At 47.2% G+C, this 18,412-nt stretch carries 28 protein-coding genes and 1 pseudogene; 7 read left to right on the top strand and 22 right to left on the bottom strand.

All coding sequences use genetic code 11. The features are described 5' to 3' along the window. The 21 genes from rpmD to FTU86_RS06960 form a co-directional block, all read right to left on the bottom strand. On the bottom strand, positions 1-177 hold the full coding sequence (rpmD, locus tag FTU86_RS07060) for a 50S ribosomal protein L30 (protein WP_005180256.1): 177 nt from the start codon (positions 175-177) through the stop codon (positions 1-3). Positions 178-183: 6 nt separating this feature from the next. Next, complete coding sequence (gene rpsE, locus FTU86_RS07055; protein ID WP_005180258.1) at positions 184-681, bottom strand: 30S ribosomal protein S5; 498 nt, start codon at positions 679-681, stop codon at positions 184-186. Positions 682-683: 2 nt separating this feature from the next. Further along, a complete protein-coding gene (gene rplR / locus FTU86_RS07050; protein ID WP_005180260.1) occupies positions 684-1,034 on the bottom strand; it encodes a 50S ribosomal protein L18 in 351 nt (116 codons plus the stop codon). Between the two features lie 14 nt (positions 1,035-1,048). Next, complete coding sequence (gene rplF / locus FTU86_RS07045; RefSeq protein WP_005180261.1) at positions 1,049-1,582, bottom strand: 50S ribosomal protein L6; 534 nt, start codon at positions 1,580-1,582, stop codon at positions 1,049-1,051. 13 nt (positions 1,583-1,595) lie between these two features. Further along, positions 1,596-1,991: a 30S ribosomal protein S8 gene (gene rpsH / locus FTU86_RS07040; protein WP_005180264.1), complete on the bottom strand. Its 396-nt coding sequence runs from the start codon at positions 1,989-1,991 to the stop codon at positions 1,596-1,598. Positions 1,992-2,003: 12 nt separating this feature from the next. Further along, positions 2,004-2,309, bottom strand: a complete 306-nt coding sequence (gene rpsN / locus FTU86_RS07035; RefSeq protein ID WP_005180266.1) for a 30S ribosomal protein S14 — start codon at positions 2,307-2,309, stop codon at positions 2,004-2,006. A 9-nt stretch (positions 2,310-2,318) separates the two neighbouring features. Continuing rightward, entirely contained in the window at positions 2,319-2,855 is a 537-nt protein-coding gene (gene rplE, locus FTU86_RS07030) for a 50S ribosomal protein L5 (protein WP_005180272.1), read from the bottom strand. A gap of 16 nt (positions 2,856-2,871) precedes the next feature. Then, a complete protein-coding gene (rplX, locus tag FTU86_RS07025) occupies positions 2,872-3,189 on the bottom strand; it encodes a 50S ribosomal protein L24 (protein WP_005180274.1) in 318 nt (105 codons plus the stop codon). A gap of 9 nt (positions 3,190-3,198) precedes the next feature. After that, entirely contained in the window at positions 3,199-3,567 is a 369-nt protein-coding gene (gene rplN, locus FTU86_RS07020) for a 50S ribosomal protein L14 (protein ID WP_001982634.1), read from the bottom strand. 91 nt (positions 3,568-3,658) lie between these two features. Beyond that, the gene (gene rpsQ / locus FTU86_RS07015; protein ID WP_127799333.1) at positions 3,659-3,916 is read right to left on the bottom strand and encodes a 30S ribosomal protein S17; all 258 of its coding nucleotides are present in this window, start codon (positions 3,914-3,916) and stop codon (positions 3,659-3,661) included. Next, on the bottom strand, positions 3,913-4,110 hold the full coding sequence (gene rpmC, locus FTU86_RS07010) for a 50S ribosomal protein L29 (RefSeq protein ID WP_000849928.1): 198 nt from the start codon (positions 4,108-4,110) through the stop codon (positions 3,913-3,915). The genes rpsQ and rpmC overlap by 4 nt, the downstream gene beginning before the upstream one ends. Continuing rightward, the gene (rplP, locus tag FTU86_RS07005; RefSeq protein WP_005180280.1) at positions 4,110-4,523 is read right to left on the bottom strand and encodes a 50S ribosomal protein L16; all 414 of its coding nucleotides are present in this window, start codon (positions 4,521-4,523) and stop codon (positions 4,110-4,112) included. The genes rpmC and rplP overlap by 1 nt, the downstream gene beginning before the upstream one ends. A gap of 3 nt (positions 4,524-4,526) precedes the next feature. Further along, on the bottom strand, positions 4,527-5,279 hold the full coding sequence (gene rpsC, locus FTU86_RS07000; RefSeq protein ID WP_005180281.1) for a 30S ribosomal protein S3: 753 nt from the start codon (positions 5,277-5,279) through the stop codon (positions 4,527-4,529). 1 nt (position 5,280) lies between these two features. Continuing rightward, positions 5,281-5,610: a 50S ribosomal protein L22 gene (rplV, locus tag FTU86_RS06995; RefSeq protein WP_001982638.1), complete on the bottom strand. Its 330-nt coding sequence runs from the start codon at positions 5,608-5,610 to the stop codon at positions 5,281-5,283. Between the two features lie 11 nt (positions 5,611-5,621). Then, positions 5,622-5,897, bottom strand: a complete 276-nt coding sequence (gene rpsS / locus FTU86_RS06990; protein WP_001138119.1) for a 30S ribosomal protein S19 — start codon at positions 5,895-5,897, stop codon at positions 5,622-5,624. Between the two features lie 20 nt (positions 5,898-5,917). Further along, positions 5,918-6,742: a 50S ribosomal protein L2 gene (rplB, locus tag FTU86_RS06985; protein WP_005180283.1), complete on the bottom strand. Its 825-nt coding sequence runs from the start codon at positions 6,740-6,742 to the stop codon at positions 5,918-5,920. An 11-nt stretch (positions 6,743-6,753) separates the two neighbouring features. Further along, positions 6,754-7,074 carry a 50S ribosomal protein L23 gene (rplW, locus tag FTU86_RS06980; RefSeq protein WP_005180285.1) on the bottom strand — a complete coding sequence of 107 codons (321 nt, stop codon included), beginning with the start codon at positions 7,072-7,074 and terminating at the stop codon, positions 6,754-6,756. Further along, positions 7,071-7,673, bottom strand: coding sequence for a 50S ribosomal protein L4 (gene rplD, locus FTU86_RS06975; RefSeq protein ID WP_005180287.1), 603 nt, complete (start codon positions 7,671-7,673; stop codon positions 7,071-7,073). Before rplD ends, rplW begins: the two co-directional genes overlap by 4 nt. An 11-nt stretch (positions 7,674-7,684) precedes the next feature. Beyond that, on the bottom strand, positions 7,685-8,323 hold the full coding sequence (rplC, locus tag FTU86_RS06970) for a 50S ribosomal protein L3 (RefSeq protein ID WP_005180289.1): 639 nt from the start codon (positions 8,321-8,323) through the stop codon (positions 7,685-7,687). Between the two features lie 59 nt (positions 8,324-8,382). Further along, positions 8,383-8,694, bottom strand: a complete 312-nt coding sequence (gene rpsJ / locus FTU86_RS06965; RefSeq protein WP_005180291.1) for a 30S ribosomal protein S10 — start codon at positions 8,692-8,694, stop codon at positions 8,383-8,385. 266 nt (positions 8,695-8,960) lie between these two features. Then, positions 8,961-9,713 (bottom strand): type 1 glutamine amidotransferase, encoded by a 753-nt coding sequence (locus FTU86_RS06960; protein WP_180036543.1) that lies wholly within the window; start codon positions 9,711-9,713, stop codon positions 8,961-8,963. A gap of 161 nt (positions 9,714-9,874) precedes the next feature. Between FTU86_RS06960 and FTU86_RS06955 the strand changes: the two genes are divergently transcribed. The 7 genes and pseudogenes from FTU86_RS06955 to FTU86_RS06925 all read left to right on the top strand — a co-directional run bounded on the left by FTU86_RS06955 (position 9,875) and on the right by FTU86_RS06925 (position 17,148). Further along, the gene (locus tag FTU86_RS06955) at positions 9,875-11,077 is read left to right on the top strand and encodes a PLP-dependent transferase (RefSeq protein WP_168417095.1); all 1,203 of its coding nucleotides are present in this window, start codon (positions 9,875-9,877) and stop codon (positions 11,075-11,077) included. A gap of 19 nt (positions 11,078-11,096) precedes the next feature. Continuing rightward, a complete protein-coding gene (locus FTU86_RS06950; protein WP_168384193.1) occupies positions 11,097-12,680 on the top strand; it encodes a helicase HerA-like domain-containing protein in 1,584 nt (527 codons plus the stop codon). A gap of 149 nt (positions 12,681-12,829) precedes the next feature. After that, positions 12,830-14,041: an NO-inducible flavohemoprotein gene (hmpA, locus tag FTU86_RS06945; RefSeq protein WP_005180299.1), complete on the top strand. Its 1,212-nt coding sequence runs from the start codon at positions 12,830-12,832 to the stop codon at positions 14,039-14,041. 91 nt (positions 14,042-14,132) lie between these two features. Beyond that, a complete protein-coding gene (locus FTU86_RS06940) occupies positions 14,133-14,576 on the top strand; it encodes an Rrf2 family transcriptional regulator (protein ID WP_160240938.1) in 444 nt (147 codons plus the stop codon). Positions 14,577-14,672: 96 nt separating this feature from the next. Then, positions 14,673-15,512: a ribosome biogenesis GTP-binding protein YihA/YsxC gene (gene yihA, locus FTU86_RS06935; RefSeq protein WP_075167396.1), complete on the top strand. Its 840-nt coding sequence runs from the start codon at positions 14,673-14,675 to the stop codon at positions 15,510-15,512. A gap of 149 nt (positions 15,513-15,661) precedes the next feature. Beyond that, a pseudogene (locus FTU86_RS06930) lies at positions 15,662-16,609 on the top strand (metal-dependent hydrolase). A gap of 113 nt (positions 16,610-16,722) precedes the next feature. Continuing rightward, entirely contained in the window at positions 16,723-17,148 is a 426-nt protein-coding gene (locus FTU86_RS06925; RefSeq protein WP_127799321.1) for a VOC family protein, read from the top strand. Here FTU86_RS06925 and FTU86_RS06920 read toward each other — a convergent pair. After that, a complete protein-coding gene (locus FTU86_RS06920) occupies positions 17,139-18,383 on the bottom strand; it encodes a dicarboxylate/amino acid:cation symporter (RefSeq protein WP_218945233.1) in 1,245 nt (414 codons plus the stop codon). The genes FTU86_RS06925 and FTU86_RS06920 overlap by 10 nt on opposite strands. Positions 18,384-18,412 lie beyond the last annotated feature (29 nt).

Below are 18,412 nucleotides of genomic sequence, written 5' to 3'. Positions count from 1 at the left end.
TTATTCCTCTACACTAACCATATAGTAGACTTGGTTGATCATACCACGGTTAGAAGGCGTATCTTGCACTTCTACAGTATGACCAATACGACGCAGACCTAAACCTTTCAGGCAAAGCTTGTGATTTTTCAAGCGGTGCGATGCAGATTTAGTCTGGGTAACTTTAATCGTTTTCATGATTGATTACCCTTGAATTTGTTCTACAGTCAGACCACGTTTCGCAGCGACTTTCTCAGGAGAAGTCATATCACGCAGACCGTTGAAAGTCGCGTTTACTACGTTCGCAGCATTTGTAGAGCCATAACATTTTGTTAATACGTTACGCACGCCAACAGCCTCTAGAACTGCACGCATAGCGCCACCAGCAATTACACCAGTACCTTCAGAAGCAGGTTGCATGTAAACGCGGCTTGCACCGTGACGAGCATGAATAGGATGCTGAACAGTACCGTCAACAAGGTCAACAGTAATCATGTTGCGACGAGCAGCTTCAAGTGCTTTAGAAATAGCAGCTGGAACTTCACGCGCTTTACCACGACCAAAACCTACGCGACCATTACCGTCACCCACAACAGTTAATGCTGTGAAAGAGAAGATACGACCACCCTTAACAACTTTGGCAACACGATCAACGGCTACCAGCTTTTCAACAAGACCTTCGTTTTGTTCAACTTTAGCCATGATTAGAACTCCAAGCCGTTTTCACGAGCAGCATCAGCCAAGGCTTTGATACGACCATGATATTTAAAACCAGAACGGTCAAATGCAACTTTAGTTACACCAGCTGCTTTCGCACGTTCTGCGATTAAAGCACCAACTTTCTTGGCAGCTTCAACGTTACCAGTTGTACCAGCACGTAAAGTAGCATCTAAAGTAGAAGCTTGCGCTAAAACTTTGCCACCATCTGCTGAGATAACTTGAGCATAGATGTGACGCGGAGTGCGGTTTACACACAAACGAGTCGCACCCAATGCACGGATGTGCAAGCGTGTGCTTTTCGCACGACGCAAACGGGATTGTTTCTTTTCGTTCATAAGAACCTCGCGCCTTATTTCTTCTTAGCTTCTTTACGAAGTACAACTTCGTCAGAATAACGAACACCTTTACCTTTATATGGCTCTGGTGGACGGTAACCACGGATCTCAGCTGCTACCTGACCTAATAATTGCTTGTTAGCAGATTTCAGGATGATTTCAGTTGCAGTAGGAGTTTCTGCAGTTACACCTTCAGGAAGGCTGTAATCGATTGGATGAGAGAAACCAAGGTTAAGGTTAACAACAGTACCTTTAACCGCAGCTTTATAACCAACACCGATCAGTTGTAACTTACGTTCGAAACCTTCGTTCACACCTTTTACAAGGTTGTTTAATACAGCGCGAGCAGTACCAGCTTGCATCCAAGCGTCTTTCGACTCTTTTACTGGAGCAACTTGAAGAGTACCATCTTCCTGTTTTAGCTCGACCAGCGCATGCAGGTTGAAAGACAATGTACCTTTGCTGCCTTTCACTTCGACCTGCCGGCCGTTCTGAGTAACTGTTACACCGTTAGGTACAGTTACTGGGGCTTTAGCCACACGAGACATGAGGAATCACCTATTAAGAAACAAAAGCAATAACTTCACCACCAACGCCCGCAGCACGTGCAGCGCGATCAGTCATGATGCCTTTGCTTGTAGAAACAATTGCAATACCTAAACCTTGCTTAACGCTTGGAAGTGCATCTTTACCGCGATACTGACGTAGACCAGGACGGCTTACGCGTTTCACAGTTTCGATAACTGGTTTGCCTTCGAAATACTTTAATGTCAAAGTAAGAGTTGCTTTGCCTTCAACGTCAGCAACTTCTACATTGGCAATGTAACCTTCTTGTTGAAGTACGTTTGCAATCGCAACTTTCAACTTAGAGTTAGGCATAGAAACAGTTTGTTTCTTCGCCATTTGTGCGTTACGAACACGAGTTAACATGTCGGCAACGGTATCTTGCATACTCATTCTAGTCGCTCCTTACCAGCTTGCCTTAACAACGCCAGGTACATCACCTTGCATTACTGTGTCACGTAATTTGTTACGGCTTAAACCGAACTTACGGAAGTAACCATGAGGACGACCAGTTAAACCACAACGGTTACGAAGACGCACTGGAGACGCATTACGTGGTAATGCTTGTAACTTCATCATCGCTTCGAAACGCTCTTCGTCGCTTGCATTTACGTTTGCAATAACAGCTTTTAATTCAGCACGTTTTGCAGCGTATTTAGCAACAGTAGCTTCGCGTTTCAATTCGCGATTAATCATACTTTTCTTAGCCATATCGACCTCTTATTTGAACGGGAAGCCGAATGCACGCATAAGCGCACGGCCTTCGTCATCGGTGCGAGCAGTCGTAGTGATGGTAATATCCATACCACGAATACGATCAATCTTATCGAAATCGATTTCAGGGAAAACGATTTGTTCTTTAAGACCCATAGAGTAGTTACCACGACCATCAAATGATTTCGCAGAGAAACCACGGAAGTCACGGATACGAGGGATCGCGATAGAGATCAAACGGTCTAAGAATTCGTACATGCGTTCGCCGCGTAAAGTAACTTTACAACCAATCGGCCAACCATCACGGATTTTAAAACCTGCGATAGATTTACGAGCTAACGTAAGAACTGGTTTTTGACCAGCGATAGCTTGCATATCAGAAAGAGCACCATCAAGGAGTTTCTTGTCAGCTGCAGCTGCACCAACACCCATGTTGATAGTGATTTTAGTGATGCGAGGGATCTCCATCACATTCTTAATACCCAATTGTTCTTGTAATTGAGCTTTAAGTTCGTCGTTGTAACGTGTTTTAAGTCTGGCCATTGCCTATTTCAACCTATTACTTCGCTACCGCCACTGATTCACCATTTGATTTGTAAACGCGAGTTTTCACGCCGTCAATCGTTTGGTAACCAACACGGTCAGCCTTTTGGGTTGTAGCATTAAAAATTGCCACGTTTGAAATATGAAGCGAAGCTTCCTGAGTTACGATGCCGCCTTCAGCGCCAGTAACACGGTTCGGCTTTTGATGCTTCTTCACCAGGTTAAGGCCTTCAACCTTAACGCGGTCATTAGAAACTGACAAAACAGTACCCTGTTTGCCTTTTTCTTTACCTGCGATCACGATTACTTGATCGCCTTTTTTAATCTTAGCCATGATTGCCTCTTATAGAACTTCAGGAGCCAATGAAATAATTTTCATGAACTGTTCAGTACGAAGTTCACGAGTCACTGGTCCGAAAATACGAGTAGCAATCGGCGCTTTGTTGTTGTTCAAAATAACGGCTGCGTTATCGTCGAAACGAATCACAGAACCATCTGGACGACGGATACCGAATTTTGTACGTACAACTACAGCATTCATCACGTCACCTTTTTTAACACGTGCGCGTGGAATTGCTTCTTTTACAGTAACTTTAATAATGTCGCCAACAGAAGCATAACGACGATGTGAACCACCAAGTACTTTAATACATTGTACGCGGCGAGCACCACTGTTGTCTGCTACGTCGAGCATCGTTTCGGTTTGAATCATTGCCCTACTCCAAAACCGAGCATCACCGGTCACAATTTCGAAAGGCTCAAAGAGTACTCGAAATTGACCGATGATGCAACAAGAACGTTAATTACTCAGCAGCTGCTTCAACAACTTCAACTAGAGTCCAAGACTTAGTTTTAGACATTGGGCGGCTTTCTTTAATGGTTACAACATCACCAGCTTTCGCTGTGTTGTTCTCATCATGAGCATGTAATTTTGTTGAACGGCGGATTAATTTGCCATACAACGGGTGTTGAACTTGGCGTTCAATAAGCACAACAATAGACTTGTCCATTTTGTCGCTTACAACTTTGCCAGTTAACGTGCGGACTGTTTTATCACTCATTGTCCGTTCCCCTGTTTTTCGGTAAGGAGGGTCTTAATACGAGCAATAGTTTTACGAGCGACTTGCACTTCGTGCGATTTGCCCAATTGACCAGTTGCTTTCGCCATACGAAGACGGAATTGGTTAAGCTGTTGCTCATCAAGCAAAGCTTTCAACTCTTCTACCGACTTTTCACGTAGATCTTTAGTTTTCATTACATTACCGTCCGAGTCACGATAGTGGTTTTAAACGGAAGTTTAGCAGCAGCAAGCTTGAATGCTTCAGTTGCTAATTCATCGTTCACACCTTCCATTTCGTACAGGATCTTACCTGGTTTGATTTCGCAAACCCAGTATTCCACGTTACCTTTACCGTTACCCATACGAACTTCTAATGGTTTTTCAGTAATTGGTTTGTCCGGGAATACACGGATAAAGATCTTACCACCACGTTTAACACGACGGCTGATTGTACGACGCGCAGCTTCGATCTGACGCGCAGTCATACGACCACGTTCAGTCGCTTTAAGTGCGATAGAACCGAAAGATACAGTACTACCACGGTGCGCTAGACCAGTGTTACGGCCTTTTTGAACCTTACGGAACTTAGTACGTTTAGGTTGCAACATGGATTATTCTCCTTTTTCAGCAGAACGATCATTGCGACGACCACGACGCTCTTGACCTTCACCACGACCGCGACCGCGTTTAGCTGGACGTTCTTCAGCTGGAGCTGGGTTCATGACTTGTTTCATGCCGCCCAAGATCTCACCACGGAAGATCCAAACTTTAACACCAATCGTACCGTAAGTCGTTTCAGCACGCATAGTCGCGTAGTCGATGTCCGCACGAAGTGTATGTAGAGGTACACGACCTTCACGATACCATTCTGTACGAGCGATCTCAGCACCGCCTAAACGGCCAGAAACTTCAACTTTGATACCTTTGGCACCAGCACGCATAGTGTTTTGAACCGCACGCTTCATAGCACGACGGAACATTACACGCTTTTCTAATTGAGAAGCGATTGCTTCAGCAACCAGACGTGCGTCTAAGTCTGGACGATCGATTTCGTTGATGCTTACTTGCGCTGGAACACCCATAATGTTGGTAAGTTCGCGCTGTAATTTCTCAATGTCTTCGCCTTTTTTACCGATAACGATACCAGGACGAGCAGTGCTAATAGTTACTTTAGCAGCGCCTGTCGGACGTTCGATAAGAATATTGCTTACCATTGCGTTCTTAAGTTTTTTAGTTAAAAACTCACGAACTTGAAGGTCTTTAAGCAAGTATTCAGCGTATTGTTTCGGATTCGCATACCAGTTAGCGTTATGACGTTTCACAACACCTAGGCGGATACCGATTGGATGAACCTTCTGACCCATATCAAACCCCTACCTTAACGGTGATGTGACAAGTACGCTTAGTAATACGATCTGCACGGCCTTTAGCACGTGGCATAATACGTTTCAGGCTCATGCCTTCATCAACGTAGATCGTAGAAACTTTAAGGTCGTCTACATCTAAACTGTTATTGTGTTCAGCATTTGCAATTGCAGATTCCAACGCTTTTTTAACCAGTACAGCAGCTTTTTTGTTGCTGAAGTTCAGGATGTTAAGCGCATGCGCAACAGATTTGCCGCGAATAAGGTCTGCAACCAAACGTGCCTTTTGTGCCGAGATAGCGGCACCGCGTAATTTAGCAGTTACTTCCATCATAGCACCTATTAACGTTTAGACTTCTTGTCAACACCGTGACCACGATAGGTACGAGTTGGCGCGAATTCACCTAGTTTATGGCCAACCATGTGTTCAGTAACGATTACTGGAACGTGGTTACGACCATTGTGTACAGAAATTGTTAGACCAACAAAATCCGGAAGAATCATCGAACGACGCGACCAAGTTTTGATCGGCTTACGAGAGTTGCTCGCAACAGCCGCTTCAACCTTAGCGAACAAGTGCGCATCGACGAATGGGCCTTTTTTCAATGAACGAGGCATTAGTCAGATTCCTTTACTTGTTACTTAACGCGACGGTCGCGAATAATCATCTTAGTCGTACGCTTGTTGGTACGTGTCTTGTACCCTTTAGCTTTTTGACCCCATGGGCTTACAGGTTGAATACCTTTGTTACGCCCTTCACCACCACCGTGTGGGTGGTCAACCGGGTTCATCGCCATACCACGTACGGTAGGACGAACGCCACGCCAGCGTGAAGCACCTGCTTTACCAAGTGAACGCAAGTTGCTTTCTGAGTTAGAAACTTCACCCAATACAGCACGACATTCAACGTGTACTTTACGCATTTCACCAGAACGTAAACGAACGATAGCGTAAGAACCGTCACGACCCAACAACTGAACTGAAGTACCAGCTGAACGAGCTAACTGCGCGCCTTTACCGATTTTAAGTTCGATGTTATGAAGTGTAGAACCGATAGGCATGTTGCGAAGTGGCAAGCAGTTACCTGGACGAATTGGAGCATCGTTACCAGACTGTACTTTATCACCAGCACGTAAGCCTTTAGGCGCAATAATATAACGACGCTCACCGTCAGCATACTTCAGCAGTGCGATGTGCGCAGTACGGTTAGGATCGTATTCAATACGCTCAACTACAGCAGGAATGCCGTCTTTGTTACGTTTGAAGTCAACGATACGGTAGTGCTGTTTGTGGCCACCACCAACGTGACGAGTCGTAATGTGACCGTTGTTGTTACGACCACCAGTACGTTTTTTAGCTTCTACCAACGGAGCATATGGCGCGCCTTTGTGAAGGTGATCATGAACCACTTTCTCTACAAAGCGACGTCCTGGAGACGTTGGCTTACATTTTTGAATAGGCATAATTTTCGTCCTTATTCCGCTGCGGTTTCAGCGGTATCGCCCAAGTCAGCCATTTCAACATCTTGGCCAGCTTTCAGGGTGACGTATGCTTTTTTAACATCAGAACGACGTCCGATAGTTTTACCAAAGCGTTTAGTCTTACCTTTAGTGATAGTCGTGTTAACTTTAACAACTTCTACACCAAATAATTGTTCCACTGCTTTTTTGATTTCAAGCTTGTTTGCATTTAATGCAACCTTGAACACTTGAACACCAGCAGTTTCACCTAAAACTTGTGCTTTTTCTGAGAATACAGGTCCTTGTAGGACTTGATATAAACGTTCGTTGTTCATCCGAGTTCTACCTCAATTTTCTTAGCAGCAGCAACAGACATTACAACTTTATCGAACGCGATCAAGCTAACAGGATCGATTGCAGTAGCGTCAACCACATCAACGTGTGGAAGGTTGCGAGCTGCAAGGTATAGATTCTCATCTACAGCTTCAGTAACGATCAATGCGCGAGTTGCATTCAAGTCGTTCAGTTTTGCAAGCAATGCTTTAGTTTTAGGCGCTTCAACAGCAAACTCTTCAACTAATACAAGACGATCTTGGCGAACAAGTTCAGCTAAGATACATTGCATTGCACCGCGGTACATCTTACGGTTCACTTTTTGAGACCAGTCTTGTGGACGAGCAGCAAAAGTTTTACCACCGCCAACCCAGATTGGGCTACGAATAGAACCAGCACGAGCGCGGCCAGTACCTTTTTGACGGAATGGTTTTTTACCACCGCCAGAAACGTCTGCACGTGACTTCTGAGCTTTAGAACCTTGACGACCACCAGCTAAGTAAGCTGTAACAACTTGGTGTACAAGCGCTTCGTTAAATTCACGGCCGAAAGCTACTTCAGACAATTCAACAGCAGAGCCGGAAACAGTTTTTAAATTCACGTTATTTCCCCTCAGGCCTTGATAGTAGGACGAACAGTTACGTCGCCACCAGTAGCACCAGGAACCGCGCCTTTAACAACTAGAACTGAACGCTCTGTGTCGATTGCAACGATTTCAAGACCCTGTGTAGTTACGCGTTCAGCACCTAAATGGCCAGCCATTTTTTTGCCTTTGAATACGCGACCAGGAGTCTGGTTTTGACCTGTAGAACCTAGAACACGGTGAGAAACAGAGTTACCGTGAGTAGCGTCTTGAGTACGGAAGTTCCAACGCTTAACACCACCTTGGAAACCTTTACCTTTAGATGTGCCAGTTACGTCAACGATTTGACCAACTGTGAACAAATCTACAGTAAGCGTACCACCAACTTCACGACCTTCAAGCTCAGCTTCTGTAACGCGGAATTCTTGAACCAGACGACCAGCAGCAACACCCGCTTTCGCAAAGTGACCTTTCTGAGCGTTAGTTACGCGAGATTCGCGACGTTCACCAGTAGTGATTTGAATCGCTTGATAACCATCAGTTTCAAGCGTTTTGATTTGTGTGATGCGGTTAGGATCAACCTCAATCACTGTAACAGGTACAGAAACACCAGCATCTGTAAAGATACGGGTCATACCGCACTTGCGACCGACTAAACCAATAGCCATGTGCATAAACCTCTAAAAAAGCGGCTTAATTAACTTAGAGCGTTAATTAACCGAAAGCCTTAACCCAATGCGATCTGAACATCAACACCAGCTGCAAGATCTAATTTCATCAATGCATCTACAGTTTTGTCTGTAGGTTGAACGATATCGATCAAACGTTTGTAAGTGCGGATCTCATATTGGTCACGCGCATCTTTGTAAACGTGCGGTGATGTAAGAACGTTGAAGCGTTCGATGCGAGTAGGCATCGGGATTGGACCACACACTTGTGCGCCAGTACGCTTAGCGGTTTCTACGATCTCTTGAGCAGATTGATCAATTAAACGGTGATCAAAAGACTTAAGACGGATACGAATTCTCTGGTTAGACATACCAGTTAACTCCAAGCCAAAATATATAAAGAATCACTCTTGACGCATCTCACCCCACTAATAAAGGCAAGTGTCAAGAGCAGTGAAATATCACTAAGGTCGTGATCGATGCCACGACTGTAACGATAGTTAACCACTTTCTTCGCGGTTAACCCCCTTAATATCAAAGGGTCGCCCATTATAACGATTGTTTAATGCATAAGCAAATCCTTTTGTGGCTTTTTACATCATTTTTCAAATATTTCGACAAATCAATTGTTTAATAATTATACAGCCCGCCGCTGCGCTGCAGTTTGCTGTAACACATAATCTATCGCCTGATTTAATATCTGATTTCCTTGAATAAATTTATTTTTATTGGCGCGCTGCAGCTGCTCTACCGATTGCACATAAGGTCCCTGAAACAGGGCCAGCTCTTCTTCATCTTCCAGGAATAATTGCAGGCTTTCTGGCGTGGTTTCCGGGTGAAACTGAAAGCCCAGTACATTTTTGCCAATCTGATACATCTGATTGCGACAGGCATCATTTTCGGCCAGATGCACAGCCCCTTTGGGAATCTCGAAGCTTTCACTGTGCCACTGCATGACATTAAACTGCTCCGGCAACTGAAAATAGTCTGGTGGCACATGACTAACCTTGCGTACCTCGTGCCAGCCCAGCTCCTGTACAGGATTGCGACTGACGGCCGCGCCCAGCGCATTGGCGATCAGTTGCCCACCCAGACACAGACCAATGGCCGGTTTTCCCATGGCCAAATAACGCCTGAGCCAGCGTTTTTCCATTTTTAACCAGGGGAAATTGGCTTCATCATTAACGCTCATGGTGCCGCCCATGACAATTAACAAATCGACCTCCTCGATCTGCGGCAGCGCTTCAATATCCAGTGCTGAATCAACCGGCAAGGCAAAAAATTCTGTGGCACTGATCTCTGCATTTAACCGTTTTAAATGCGTATAACAACTTCCAAATCCTTCACCAGCAATATGCTGAAAATAATGTACTTTTAAATGCGACACCATGCGCTGAAACCTGTTGTTGTAGCTATGCTTTTAGGTTTTGCAAAAATGAAGCCAACTTTAGCGCCGAGTGTTCAAAGTCAAATAAATACAGCCAGATATGGCACAACTGATCCTTTTCTCTTAAGCTAAATTCAATTGATTGTCCTGATTTGAGCGAAGTCGTGAAAAAAAATCCGCAAACCGAACTGATTCATGCACCACGAAAAGCCCCTCAACTGATTTCTACGGTTCAACCTCCCCTCTATCGTGCATCGACGATTATTTTTAACAACACCGATGCACTGTTTAATCGCCACTGGACCGATGCCTATGACTATAGTTATGGCACGCATGGCACGCCGACGACCTTTACGTTAGGTGATCACATCGCGCAGATCGAAGGCGGTCTGTATCACCTGCTGGCGCCGAGCGGCCTCTCTGCGATTAATCTGGTCAATTCCTGCTTGTTAAGCCAGGGTGATGAGGTCTGGGTTCCGGACAATATTTATGGTCCGAATATGGAGCATCTGCGTAATCTGCAGCAGCGTTATGGCATTGCCGTCAAGGTCTATAACCCGTTGGAGGTAGAAAGCTTTAGCCCAAGCGATAAAGCCAAACTGTTATGGCTCGAAGCGGCTGGTTCGGTGACACTGGAGTTTCCGGACTTAATTGGTCTGGTAAAAAAAGCCCAAGCCCATAATATTTTGACTGCGCTGGACAATACCTGGGGCGCAGGACTGGCCTTTAATGCCTTTGATTTTGGCGAGGACCACTTAAGCGTAGATCTGACCGTGCATGCGCTAACCAAATATCCAAGCGGGGGTGGCGATATTTTAATGGGCTCGGTGGTGACGCGTGACCAGAAGCTCCATCATCAATTATTCCGGATGCATGCCATTCAGGGGATTTGTGTCAGCGGAGATGATACGGCGCAAATCCAGCGCAGTCTGGCCTCCATGCAGCTGCGTTACCAGCAACAGTCACAATCAGCACTGACCTTGCTGAACTGGCTAAAACAGCAAAAAGAGCTGGTTCAGGTCCTGCATCCGGCTGATCCGGACAGTGCCGGTCATGCATACTGGAAAGACATCTGCAAGGAGGGTCACAGCGCCGGACTGGTTAGTGTGATTTTTGATGCGCAATACAATTTAAACGATATTCGAGCATTCTGTGATGCATTAACCCTGTTCAAGCTGGGCTTTAGCTGGGGGGGACCGGTCAGCCTGGTCATGTTATATAACTTAAAAGAAATGCGTGTGCTGGAACATTTACATTTGAAAGATGGCCTGTTGGTGCGGTTCTGTATAGGACTGGAACATCCGGATGATTTAATTCAAGATATAGCGCAAGCACTACAACATTTAAAGCAGCATAAAAACGAATAACAACGAGGATCAGTACAGTATGGGTACACCAATTACCATTGCCAAAAAAACCCGTGATACCACACAAGCGATAGTCTTACATTCCCAGTTTGCCAACCGGCATGGCCTGATTGCCGGTGCAACCGGTACCGGTAAAACCGTGACCTTAAAAGTCCTGGCAGAAAGTTTTTCCCGCATTGGTGTCCCAGTCTTTCTGGCCGATGCCAAAGGCGATGTTTCCAGTCTGGCACAGGCTGGTTCCAGCAATCCCAAATTTGATGAACGGATTAAAAGCCTGGGTATTGACAGTATTCCCTTTGCTGCCTCGCCGGTGGTGTTCTGGGATTTATTTGGTGAACAGGGCCATCCAATTCGCACCACCATCTCCGAAATCGGACCGCTACTGCTAGCCCGGATGCTGAATTTAAATGACACTCAGGAAGGTGTATTGTCAGCGGTGTTTCGGATTGCCGATGATCAGGGCCTCCTGCTGATTGACTTTAAAGACCTGAAAGCTATGCTCAGCTATGTTAGCGAACATGCGGCAGAGTTAAAGGCCGACTATGGCAATTTATCTCCGGCCAGTCTGGGCGCGATTCAGCGCAATTTACTGGCACTGGCCGATCAGGGCGGTGATCTGTTTTTTGGCGAGCCCAGCCTGAATATTCTGGATTTCATGCAGACCGATGCTCAGGGACACGGCAACATCAACCTGCTGGCTGCAGACAAGTTGATGCACACCCCGAAACTGTATGCGACCTTTTTATTGTGGATGCTGTCAGAGCTGTTTGAACAGTTGCCGGAAGTTGGTGATATGGACAAACCCAAGCTGGTGTTCTTCTTTGATGAAGCGCATTTACTGTTTGACAATGCCAGCCCGGCCCTGCAGGAGAAAATTGAGCAGGTAGTCCGCCTGATTCGCTCCAAAGGCGTCGGAATTTATTTTGTCACCCAGAATCCACTGGATTTGCCTGAAAGTGTACTGGGACAGCTCGGCAACCGGGTGCAACACGCCTTGCGCGCCTTTACCCCGAAAGATCAGAAAGCGGTCAAAACCGCGGCTGCAACCTTCCGTGCCAATCCGGAATTTCAGGTGGAACAGGCCATTACCGAACTGGCCGTCGGTGAAGCTCTAATTAGCTGTCTGGATGAACAAGGCACGCCGCAGATTGTAGAGCGCGGCTGGGTGATGCCGCCCTACTCTTCGTTTAGCCCGATTAGCCCTGAACAGCGCAAGGCACTGATGAGCCAGAGTATTGTCGCCGGTGTATATGAGCAGAGTCTGGACCGGGACAGTGCCTATGAAATGCTGCAACAGAAAGTAGCGGAACGTCAGCAACAGGCTGAACAGGCCGCGCTCGAACAGCAACGCGCCAAGGAACAGGAAGCCCTAGCCAAGCAGCAAGCTAAAGAGCAGGCTGCTTTAGCCAAACAGCAAGCGCGTGAGCAGGAACGTCTGGCCCGCGAACAGCAAAAAGAAGCTGAACGCACTGCACGGCAGCGTGAAAAGCTGACTCAGGACATTGTCGGTACCTTTGCCAAGAGCGCGGCCCGCACCTTAGGCGGCAGCACCGGACAGAAAATTGTCCGCGGATTATTAGGCTCCCTGTTTGGCCGAAAATAATCAAAAAACCGATAGGAACCGCTTTCATTATGGGATATTTTTATATCCCATAATTTTTTTATGGTTTTTTAAAAACAGTGCTTGCACTGGCGTTTTATAAAATGTATTTTAAATACATCTTATAAATAACCAGCCATGAGAGATCAGCCATGACTCCACAGCAAATTGACCTTGTAAAAGCAACTGTTCCTGTTCTACGTGAAAATGGTGTGGCCCTGACCAGCTATTTCTATAACCGCATGTTGGGGAATAATCCGGACCTTAAAGAAACCTTTAACCTGGGTCATCAACGCAGTGGTGCGCAGGCGCAGGCACTGGCAGGTGCGGTACTGGCCTATGCAGAAAATATTGAAGATCCATCAGTACTGGCGCCAGTAATTGAACTGGTCGCACACAAGCATGTCAGTCTGAATATTCAAGCTCCGGACTATAATATTGTCGGTGAAAACCTGCTGCACTCCATCAGCGAAGTGCTGAATATTTCCATGGATGATCCACTGATTGATGCCTGGGCCGCCGCGTATGGCCAGCTTGCAGAAGTGTTTATTAATACCGAACGTGCCATTTACGAGCAGCATCAGCAAACTCAAGGCAGCTGGTTAGGCTGGCGTAATTTCAAAATCGCCAAGAAAGTGGTAGAAAGCGACGAAATTACCTCGTTCTACTTTGAACCGGTCGATGGTGGTGCCTTACCAAAATATGAAGCCGGCCAATACATTTCAGTACGTGTTTTTGTCCCTGAACTGGACCTGAAACAACCACGTCAATACACGCTGTCAACCAGCCCGCAGCAAGACTACTTACGTATTTCAGTGAAACGCGAACCGGGTAATGGCGCCGACAAGATTGCAGGCTGGGTATCTAATGCGCTGCATCAGCTGCCAGAAGGTGCAGAACTTGAAATTTCAGCGCCAACCGGAAACTTCTACCTGATCGACAGCAACAAACGTAATGTGTTCATTAGTGGTGGTGTTGGCTTAACCCCAATGATTGCGATGCTGAACCAGCTGGTGACTTTAGATGTGCCACAACCGGTGACCTTCATTCATGCCTGCCGCAGCAAACAGGTACATGCCATGAAACAGCATATTCAGGACATCAAGGCGAAGTATCCACGTATTCATACCTTTACAGCCTATGAATTCCCGAATACCGAAGATGTGTTAGGTCAGGATTATGATGTGGCCGGTCGTCTGGACCTGAGCACCATGGATGCTGCCTTATTACCGGAAAATGCTGATTACTACCTGTGTGGCCCAATGCCATTCATGGCCGAGCAGCAAAAAGCCTTACTGGCACGTGGTATTAAAGCCGAACAGATTCACAGTGAAGCGTTTGGTACGGGTGGTGTACGTCACTAAAACCCCACACGTGTAAAACATAGGAGGGCTAGTCTGCTTATGGTAGACTAGCCTTCTTGTATTTCAACTTTGAAAAAATATTTGTGCGATCATGCAATTAAATAAATTCACCGACTATGCATTACGTATTCTGCTGTATATCTCCCCACCGCGAGATCTGCCGTATACGATTGCGGAAATTGCGCAGGATTTGCATGTTTCCCAAAACCATCTGGTTAAAATTGTGCATTTCATGGGCAAACAGGAATGGCTGATTACCACCCGCGGTAAAGGGGGCGGCCTGCGTTTAAATCCGGATGCACGGGCACTGAAGCTGGGCCAGATCGTGCGTATTTTGCAACGTGAAACCCAGATTGTGGAATGTAATACCCCGCCGTGCGTGCTGCGCAGCCGCTGTGGCTTAAAAGGCATTTTAGATCAGGCGCTGGAACAGTTTTATCAGAGTCTGGACCAGTACACCCTGTCCGACGTGTTAGATACTCCTGCACCGGCACAGTGGAGCACACAATCGCCAATTCAGCTGATCAATCTCTGAGTTAGATAACTTTTGCACACGGCTACAGCAAAGTTCGCGTGTCTGCGCGAGTTGATCTATAATACCGCTTTGTAAAAGCAGTGATGAAGTTAAGTTATGCACCATAGCAGAGGAAAATCGAAAAACACTAAGGCCGCTAATGCGCCGAAGCAAAAGATTAGCTATGAGAAAAAGGCTGATCCTGCGATTACCGAATATGCCGTTCGTGCCCTGAACTGGCTACGTAAAGCCGAATTCCTGATGAGTGCGCCAAAGCTGAATCTCTGTGTAGAAGATAGCGGCTATGAGGTGGCCTTTGCCGGACGTTCCAATGCTGGCAAATCCAGTGCGATTAATGCCCTCACCAACCAGAAACAGCTGGCACGTGCCTCGAAAAAACCGGGCCGTACCCAGATGATCAACTTCTTTAGTCTGGGCAATCCAGAGCAGCGTCTGGTCGATTTACCGGGTTATGGCTATGCTGCGGTACCGGAATCGATGAAAATTGTCTGGCAAAAAGAGCTGGAAAATTACCTGATTCATCGCAAGAGCTTACAGGGTCTGGTGTTACTGATGGATATTCGCCATCCACTACAGCATTTTGATGTGATGATGCTGGAATGGGCTTATTCTCGTCATCTGTTTGTGCATGTTTTGCTGACCAAATCCGACAAGCTGAATCGTGGCCCGGCCAATAAAGTCCTGCTGGAAGTAAAACAGCAGCTGAAAAAGATGAAGCTGGATTTCTCGATTCAACTGTTCTCCTCACTCAATCGTCAGGGTCTGGAAGAACTGGCCAGTGTAATGGCCGGTCGTCTGAACTTTACCCTGGAACAATCGCAGCAGTTTGATCTGGCCAGCATTCCGGAAGCTACGGCAGATGAACTGGAAGCAGAAGAGCTACCAGATCCTGAAGCTGTTGAACAGCTGACTGAAACGGCCGCCAAAGAGCCATAAGCTTTACATCTGCTTAATCCTGTCCGACAATAATTTACATCTATTGATATTGGAATGTCCCCTATTGCTAGTTTCAATGGGGGATATTTTTTTCATACTCATGCTGAGCATAATTTGAACCGCATCACATTTTAGAGGTGCAATACAGCATGAAAAAACTCCTCGCACGTTTTCGCCGTGCTGCCCGTGGCTCATCCATTGGCTACTTTATTCAACCGCGTAAAGTCCGCTTTGAATGGCAGGACACCCCCATCGACTGGATTCCGCAGCAGCCTTTTGCCAGTTATTTTATTAACGAAATTAACATGATTCTGCCGGCCGGCGAGTTCTGGTTTTGCCGGCTGTACAACAAGGTTTTGCCGCAGATTCAGGATGAAAAACTAAAATAGGATGTGCAGGCCTTTATCCGTCAGGAAGCCATGCACGCCCAGGCGCACAACTCGGCCAACAAGGATTATTTAACTGAACGCCAGATTGATATTCAGCGCAATATCAGTCTGATGAACGGGCTGTTTAACCAGTTACTGGCTGATCGGCCTTTAGGTCTGCAATTGCCGCAGTGGAGCGAACGGCACTGGGATCTGTTCCGTTTAGGTATTGTTGCTACGGTAGAACACATGACCTGCGTGCTGGGTAAATATGCGCTGTATAACCACGAATGGCAGCGTCAGGGCGCCGACCCGGCCATGCTGGATCTGGTCAAATGGCACGGCGCAGAAGAAATCGAGCATCGCACCGTAGCCTTTGACCTGTACCGGCATTTGGGTGGCAGTTATCTGGCCCGTTATTATCTGAGCCTGCTGGTGATTGCCGGGGTAATTGGCCTCTGGATTGATGGCGCGGCGCATATTATGCGGCAGGACCCGCGTTATGCATCAATCCGGCCGGCCCTGTATAAACCGTGGATCTGGCGGGAATGGTACCGCACTGCACAGGCCAATAACGGCTTATTGCCCTCACCATTCTGGCTGGTATCACAACAGTTGGGTTATTTAATGCCGTGGTATGACCCGCTGCATGAAGCCAAAACCGAAGATGCGCTGGCCTATCTGCAAGCCTCCCCGGCGGCACAGCGCGCCCAACTTAAAGTCGCGTAAAGCGTCCACTTGGTGCAGAATTGCAGAGATACAATTGCCCGACACAGGCAGCACTGTGTCGAGCCAGATTTCCGCTAAGATAAAAATCAGACTTGAATGAAAAGGCAGGAACAATGCGCGCATCTTTGAGTGTGATCACGCTGGCTGTGCAGGATTTAGACGCAGCTTTGCGCTTTTATCAGCAAGGTTTGGGCTGGCAGAGTGAAGGTATCGTCGGGCAGGAATTTGAACAGGGCGCAGTGGCGTTTATCACGCTGGATTCAGGCCTGACACTGGCACTGTGGCCGCAGGCTGCCTTGGCGCAAGATTCAGGCCTGCCCCTGAGCCGTTTTTGCCCGACCCAAATCAGTCTGGGGCATAATGTGCATAGTCCGCTGGACGTAGATCAGGTGATGCAGCAGGCCGAGCGTGCCGGTGCCACCATTGTCAAACCGGCACAAGCCACCTTTTATGGCGGTTATGCCGGTTATTTTCAGGACCCCGATGGCCATCTCTGGGAAGTAGTCTGGAATCCGTGCTGGGAAGATACTCAGGATTGAGTTGCGATCTGATCGTCGCGGGTATAACGGTCAACCACCACACTAATCATCATATCACCCTGGACATTGACTACGGTACGTACGGTATCCAGCAAACGGTCAATCGGCAGTAAAATGGCAATTGCTTCTGCCGGCAGACCGACCGATTGCAGTACCATAATCATGGTGACCATGCCGGCACTTGGAATTCCCGGCGCGCCCAAGGAGGCAATCATGGCGGTGGCACAGACCACCAACTGCTGGCCCAAGGTCAAATCCAGTCCCATTAAATTGGCAATAAACAGCGCCGCAGCGGCTTCATATAAGGCCGTGCCATCCATATTCAGCTGTGTACCGAGCGGAATTACAAAGCCAGCTGTTTGCGGACGCACCTTCAGGTTTTCCTGGGCGCATTTCATCGAAAGTGGCATGGTGGCCGAACTGGAACTGGTGGCAAATGCAGTAATTAAAGCAGCGCGGGTTCCTTTAAAGAAGGTCACTGGATTCATTTTGCCAAATAGCCACAGCAACAGCGGCAGTACCACCAGCCCATGGAAAATCGTGGTACCCGTTACCACCACAGCAAACTCAGCCAGACGGCTGAGTACGGTCACATCTTCGGTAGCAATCAGCTTGGCCAGCAGGGCAAAAATCCCCAGCGGTGCCAGTTTCATTACCCAGCCAATCATCAGCATCATGATGTCAAAAAACTGATGGCTGAGCCGGCGCACGGTCCGGAACTGCTCACCGCCTTTGACCAGCGCCACCCCGACAAATAAGGCAAACACCACCACCGCCAGCACATTGCCCTCGGCAAAGGCCTTAAACGGATTAATCAGAGTGTTTTGAATAAAATTGGTGAAGAAAGACGACGGCGTTAAGGTATCTGGCGTCTGATGCTGGCTCATCGCGTCCTGGAATAAACGCACATCTACACCTTTGCCGACTTCAAACAGATGCGCACAGGCCAGACCTAAAATGAGTGCCAATGTGGTGGTGGTCACACAGCACAGCAAGGTAATTTTCCAGACCCGGCTCAGCTGGCCAGAAGCCTGCAGGTTGGATACCCCGACTACAATCGAACTGAAAATCAGGGGAATCAGCAGCATTTTCAGCAGGCCGATAAAAATACTGCTGGCAATACTCAGGCCATATAAGCTGCCGTCATAAAATGCGCTGCCCGGCAACAGGTTCAACAAAAACCCGAATAGAATCCCTAAAATTGCGGCCACCAGAATTTGTGTATTTAAGCTCATGGGTGCATATATTGTGATGTCATCTTGCT

Source organism: Acinetobacter sp. YH12155 (assembly GCF_013418255.1).
Taxonomy (GTDB): Bacteria; Pseudomonadota; Gammaproteobacteria; order Pseudomonadales; family Moraxellaceae; genus Acinetobacter; species Acinetobacter indicus.
The sequence above is the reverse complement of the archived record's forward strand: the minus strand, read 5'-3'. Positions and strand labels throughout refer to the sequence as shown.

Coding starts and splice junctions, on each gene's coding strand:
- rpmD (WP_005180256.1), bottom strand. CDS start 177: ATGAAAACGATTAAAGTTACCCAGACTAAATCTGCATCGCACCGCTTG.
- rpsE (WP_005180258.1), bottom strand. CDS start 681: ATGGCTAAAGTTGAACAAAACGAAGGTCTTGTTGAAAAGCTGGTAGCC.
- rplR (WP_005180260.1), bottom strand. CDS start 1,034: ATGAACGAAAAGAAACAATCCCGTTTGCGTCGTGCGAAAAGCACACGC.
- rplF (WP_005180261.1), bottom strand. CDS start 1,582: ATGTCTCGTGTGGCTAAAGCCCCAGTAACTGTACCTAACGGTGTAACA.
- rpsH (WP_005180264.1), bottom strand. CDS start 1,991: ATGAGTATGCAAGATACCGTTGCCGACATGTTAACTCGTGTTCGTAAC.
- rpsN (WP_005180266.1), bottom strand. CDS start 2,309: ATGGCTAAGAAAAGTATGATTAATCGCGAATTGAAACGCGAAGCTACT.
- rplE (WP_005180272.1), bottom strand. CDS start 2,855: ATGGCCAGACTTAAAACACGTTACAACGACGAACTTAAAGCTCAATTA.
- rplX (WP_005180274.1), bottom strand. CDS start 3,189: ATGGCTAAGATTAAAAAAGGCGATCAAGTAATCGTGATCGCAGGTAAA.
- rplN (WP_001982634.1), bottom strand. CDS start 3,567: ATGATTCAAACCGAAACGATGCTCGACGTAGCAGACAACAGTGGTGCT.
- rpsQ (WP_127799333.1), bottom strand. CDS start 3,916: ATGAGTGATAAAACAGTCCGCACGTTAACTGGCAAAGTTGTAAGCGAC.
- rpmC (WP_000849928.1), bottom strand. CDS start 4,110: ATGAAAACTAAAGATCTACGTGAAAAGTCGGTAGAAGAGTTGAAAGCT.
- rplP (WP_005180280.1), bottom strand. CDS start 4,523: ATGTTGCAACCTAAACGTACTAAGTTCCGTAAGGTTCAAAAAGGCCGT.
- rpsC (WP_005180281.1), bottom strand. CDS start 5,279: ATGGGTCAGAAGGTTCATCCAATCGGTATCCGCCTAGGTGTTGTGAAA.
- rplV (WP_001982638.1), bottom strand. CDS start 5,610: ATGGAAGTAACTGCTAAATTACGCGGTGCCGCTATCTCGGCACAAAAG.
- rpsS (WP_001138119.1), bottom strand. CDS start 5,897: ATGCCTCGTTCATTGAAAAAAGGCCCATTCGTCGATGCGCACTTGTTC.
- rplB (WP_005180283.1), bottom strand. CDS start 6,742: ATGCCTATTCAAAAATGTAAGCCAACGTCTCCAGGACGTCGCTTTGTA.
- rplW (WP_005180285.1), bottom strand. CDS start 7,074: ATGAACAACGAACGTTTATATCAAGTCCTACAAGGACCTGTATTCTCA.
- rplC (WP_005180289.1), bottom strand. CDS start 8,323: ATGGCTATTGGTTTAGTCGGTCGCAAGTGCGGTATGACCCGTATCTTT.
- rpsJ (WP_005180291.1), bottom strand. CDS start 8,694: ATGTCTAACCAGAGAATTCGTATCCGTCTTAAGTCTTTTGATCACCGT.
- FTU86_RS06960 (WP_180036543.1), bottom strand. CDS start 9,713: ATGGTGTCGCATTTAAAAGTACATTATTTTCAGCATATTGCTGGTGAA.
- FTU86_RS06950 (WP_168384193.1), top strand. CDS start 11,097: ATGGGTACACCAATTACCATTGCCAAAAAAACCCGTGATACCACACAA.
- hmpA (WP_005180299.1), top strand. CDS start 12,830: ATGACTCCACAGCAAATTGACCTTGTAAAAGCAACTGTTCCTGTTCTA.
- FTU86_RS06940 (WP_160240938.1), top strand. CDS start 14,133: ATGCAATTAAATAAATTCACCGACTATGCATTACGTATTCTGCTGTAT.
- yihA (WP_075167396.1), top strand. CDS start 14,673: ATGCACCATAGCAGAGGAAAATCGAAAAACACTAAGGCCGCTAATGCG.
- FTU86_RS06925 (WP_127799321.1), top strand. CDS start 16,723: ATGCGCGCATCTTTGAGTGTGATCACGCTGGCTGTGCAGGATTTAGAC.
- FTU86_RS06920 (WP_218945233.1), bottom strand. CDS start 18,383: ATGAGCTTAAATACACAAATTCTGGTGGCCGCAATTTTAGGGATTCTA.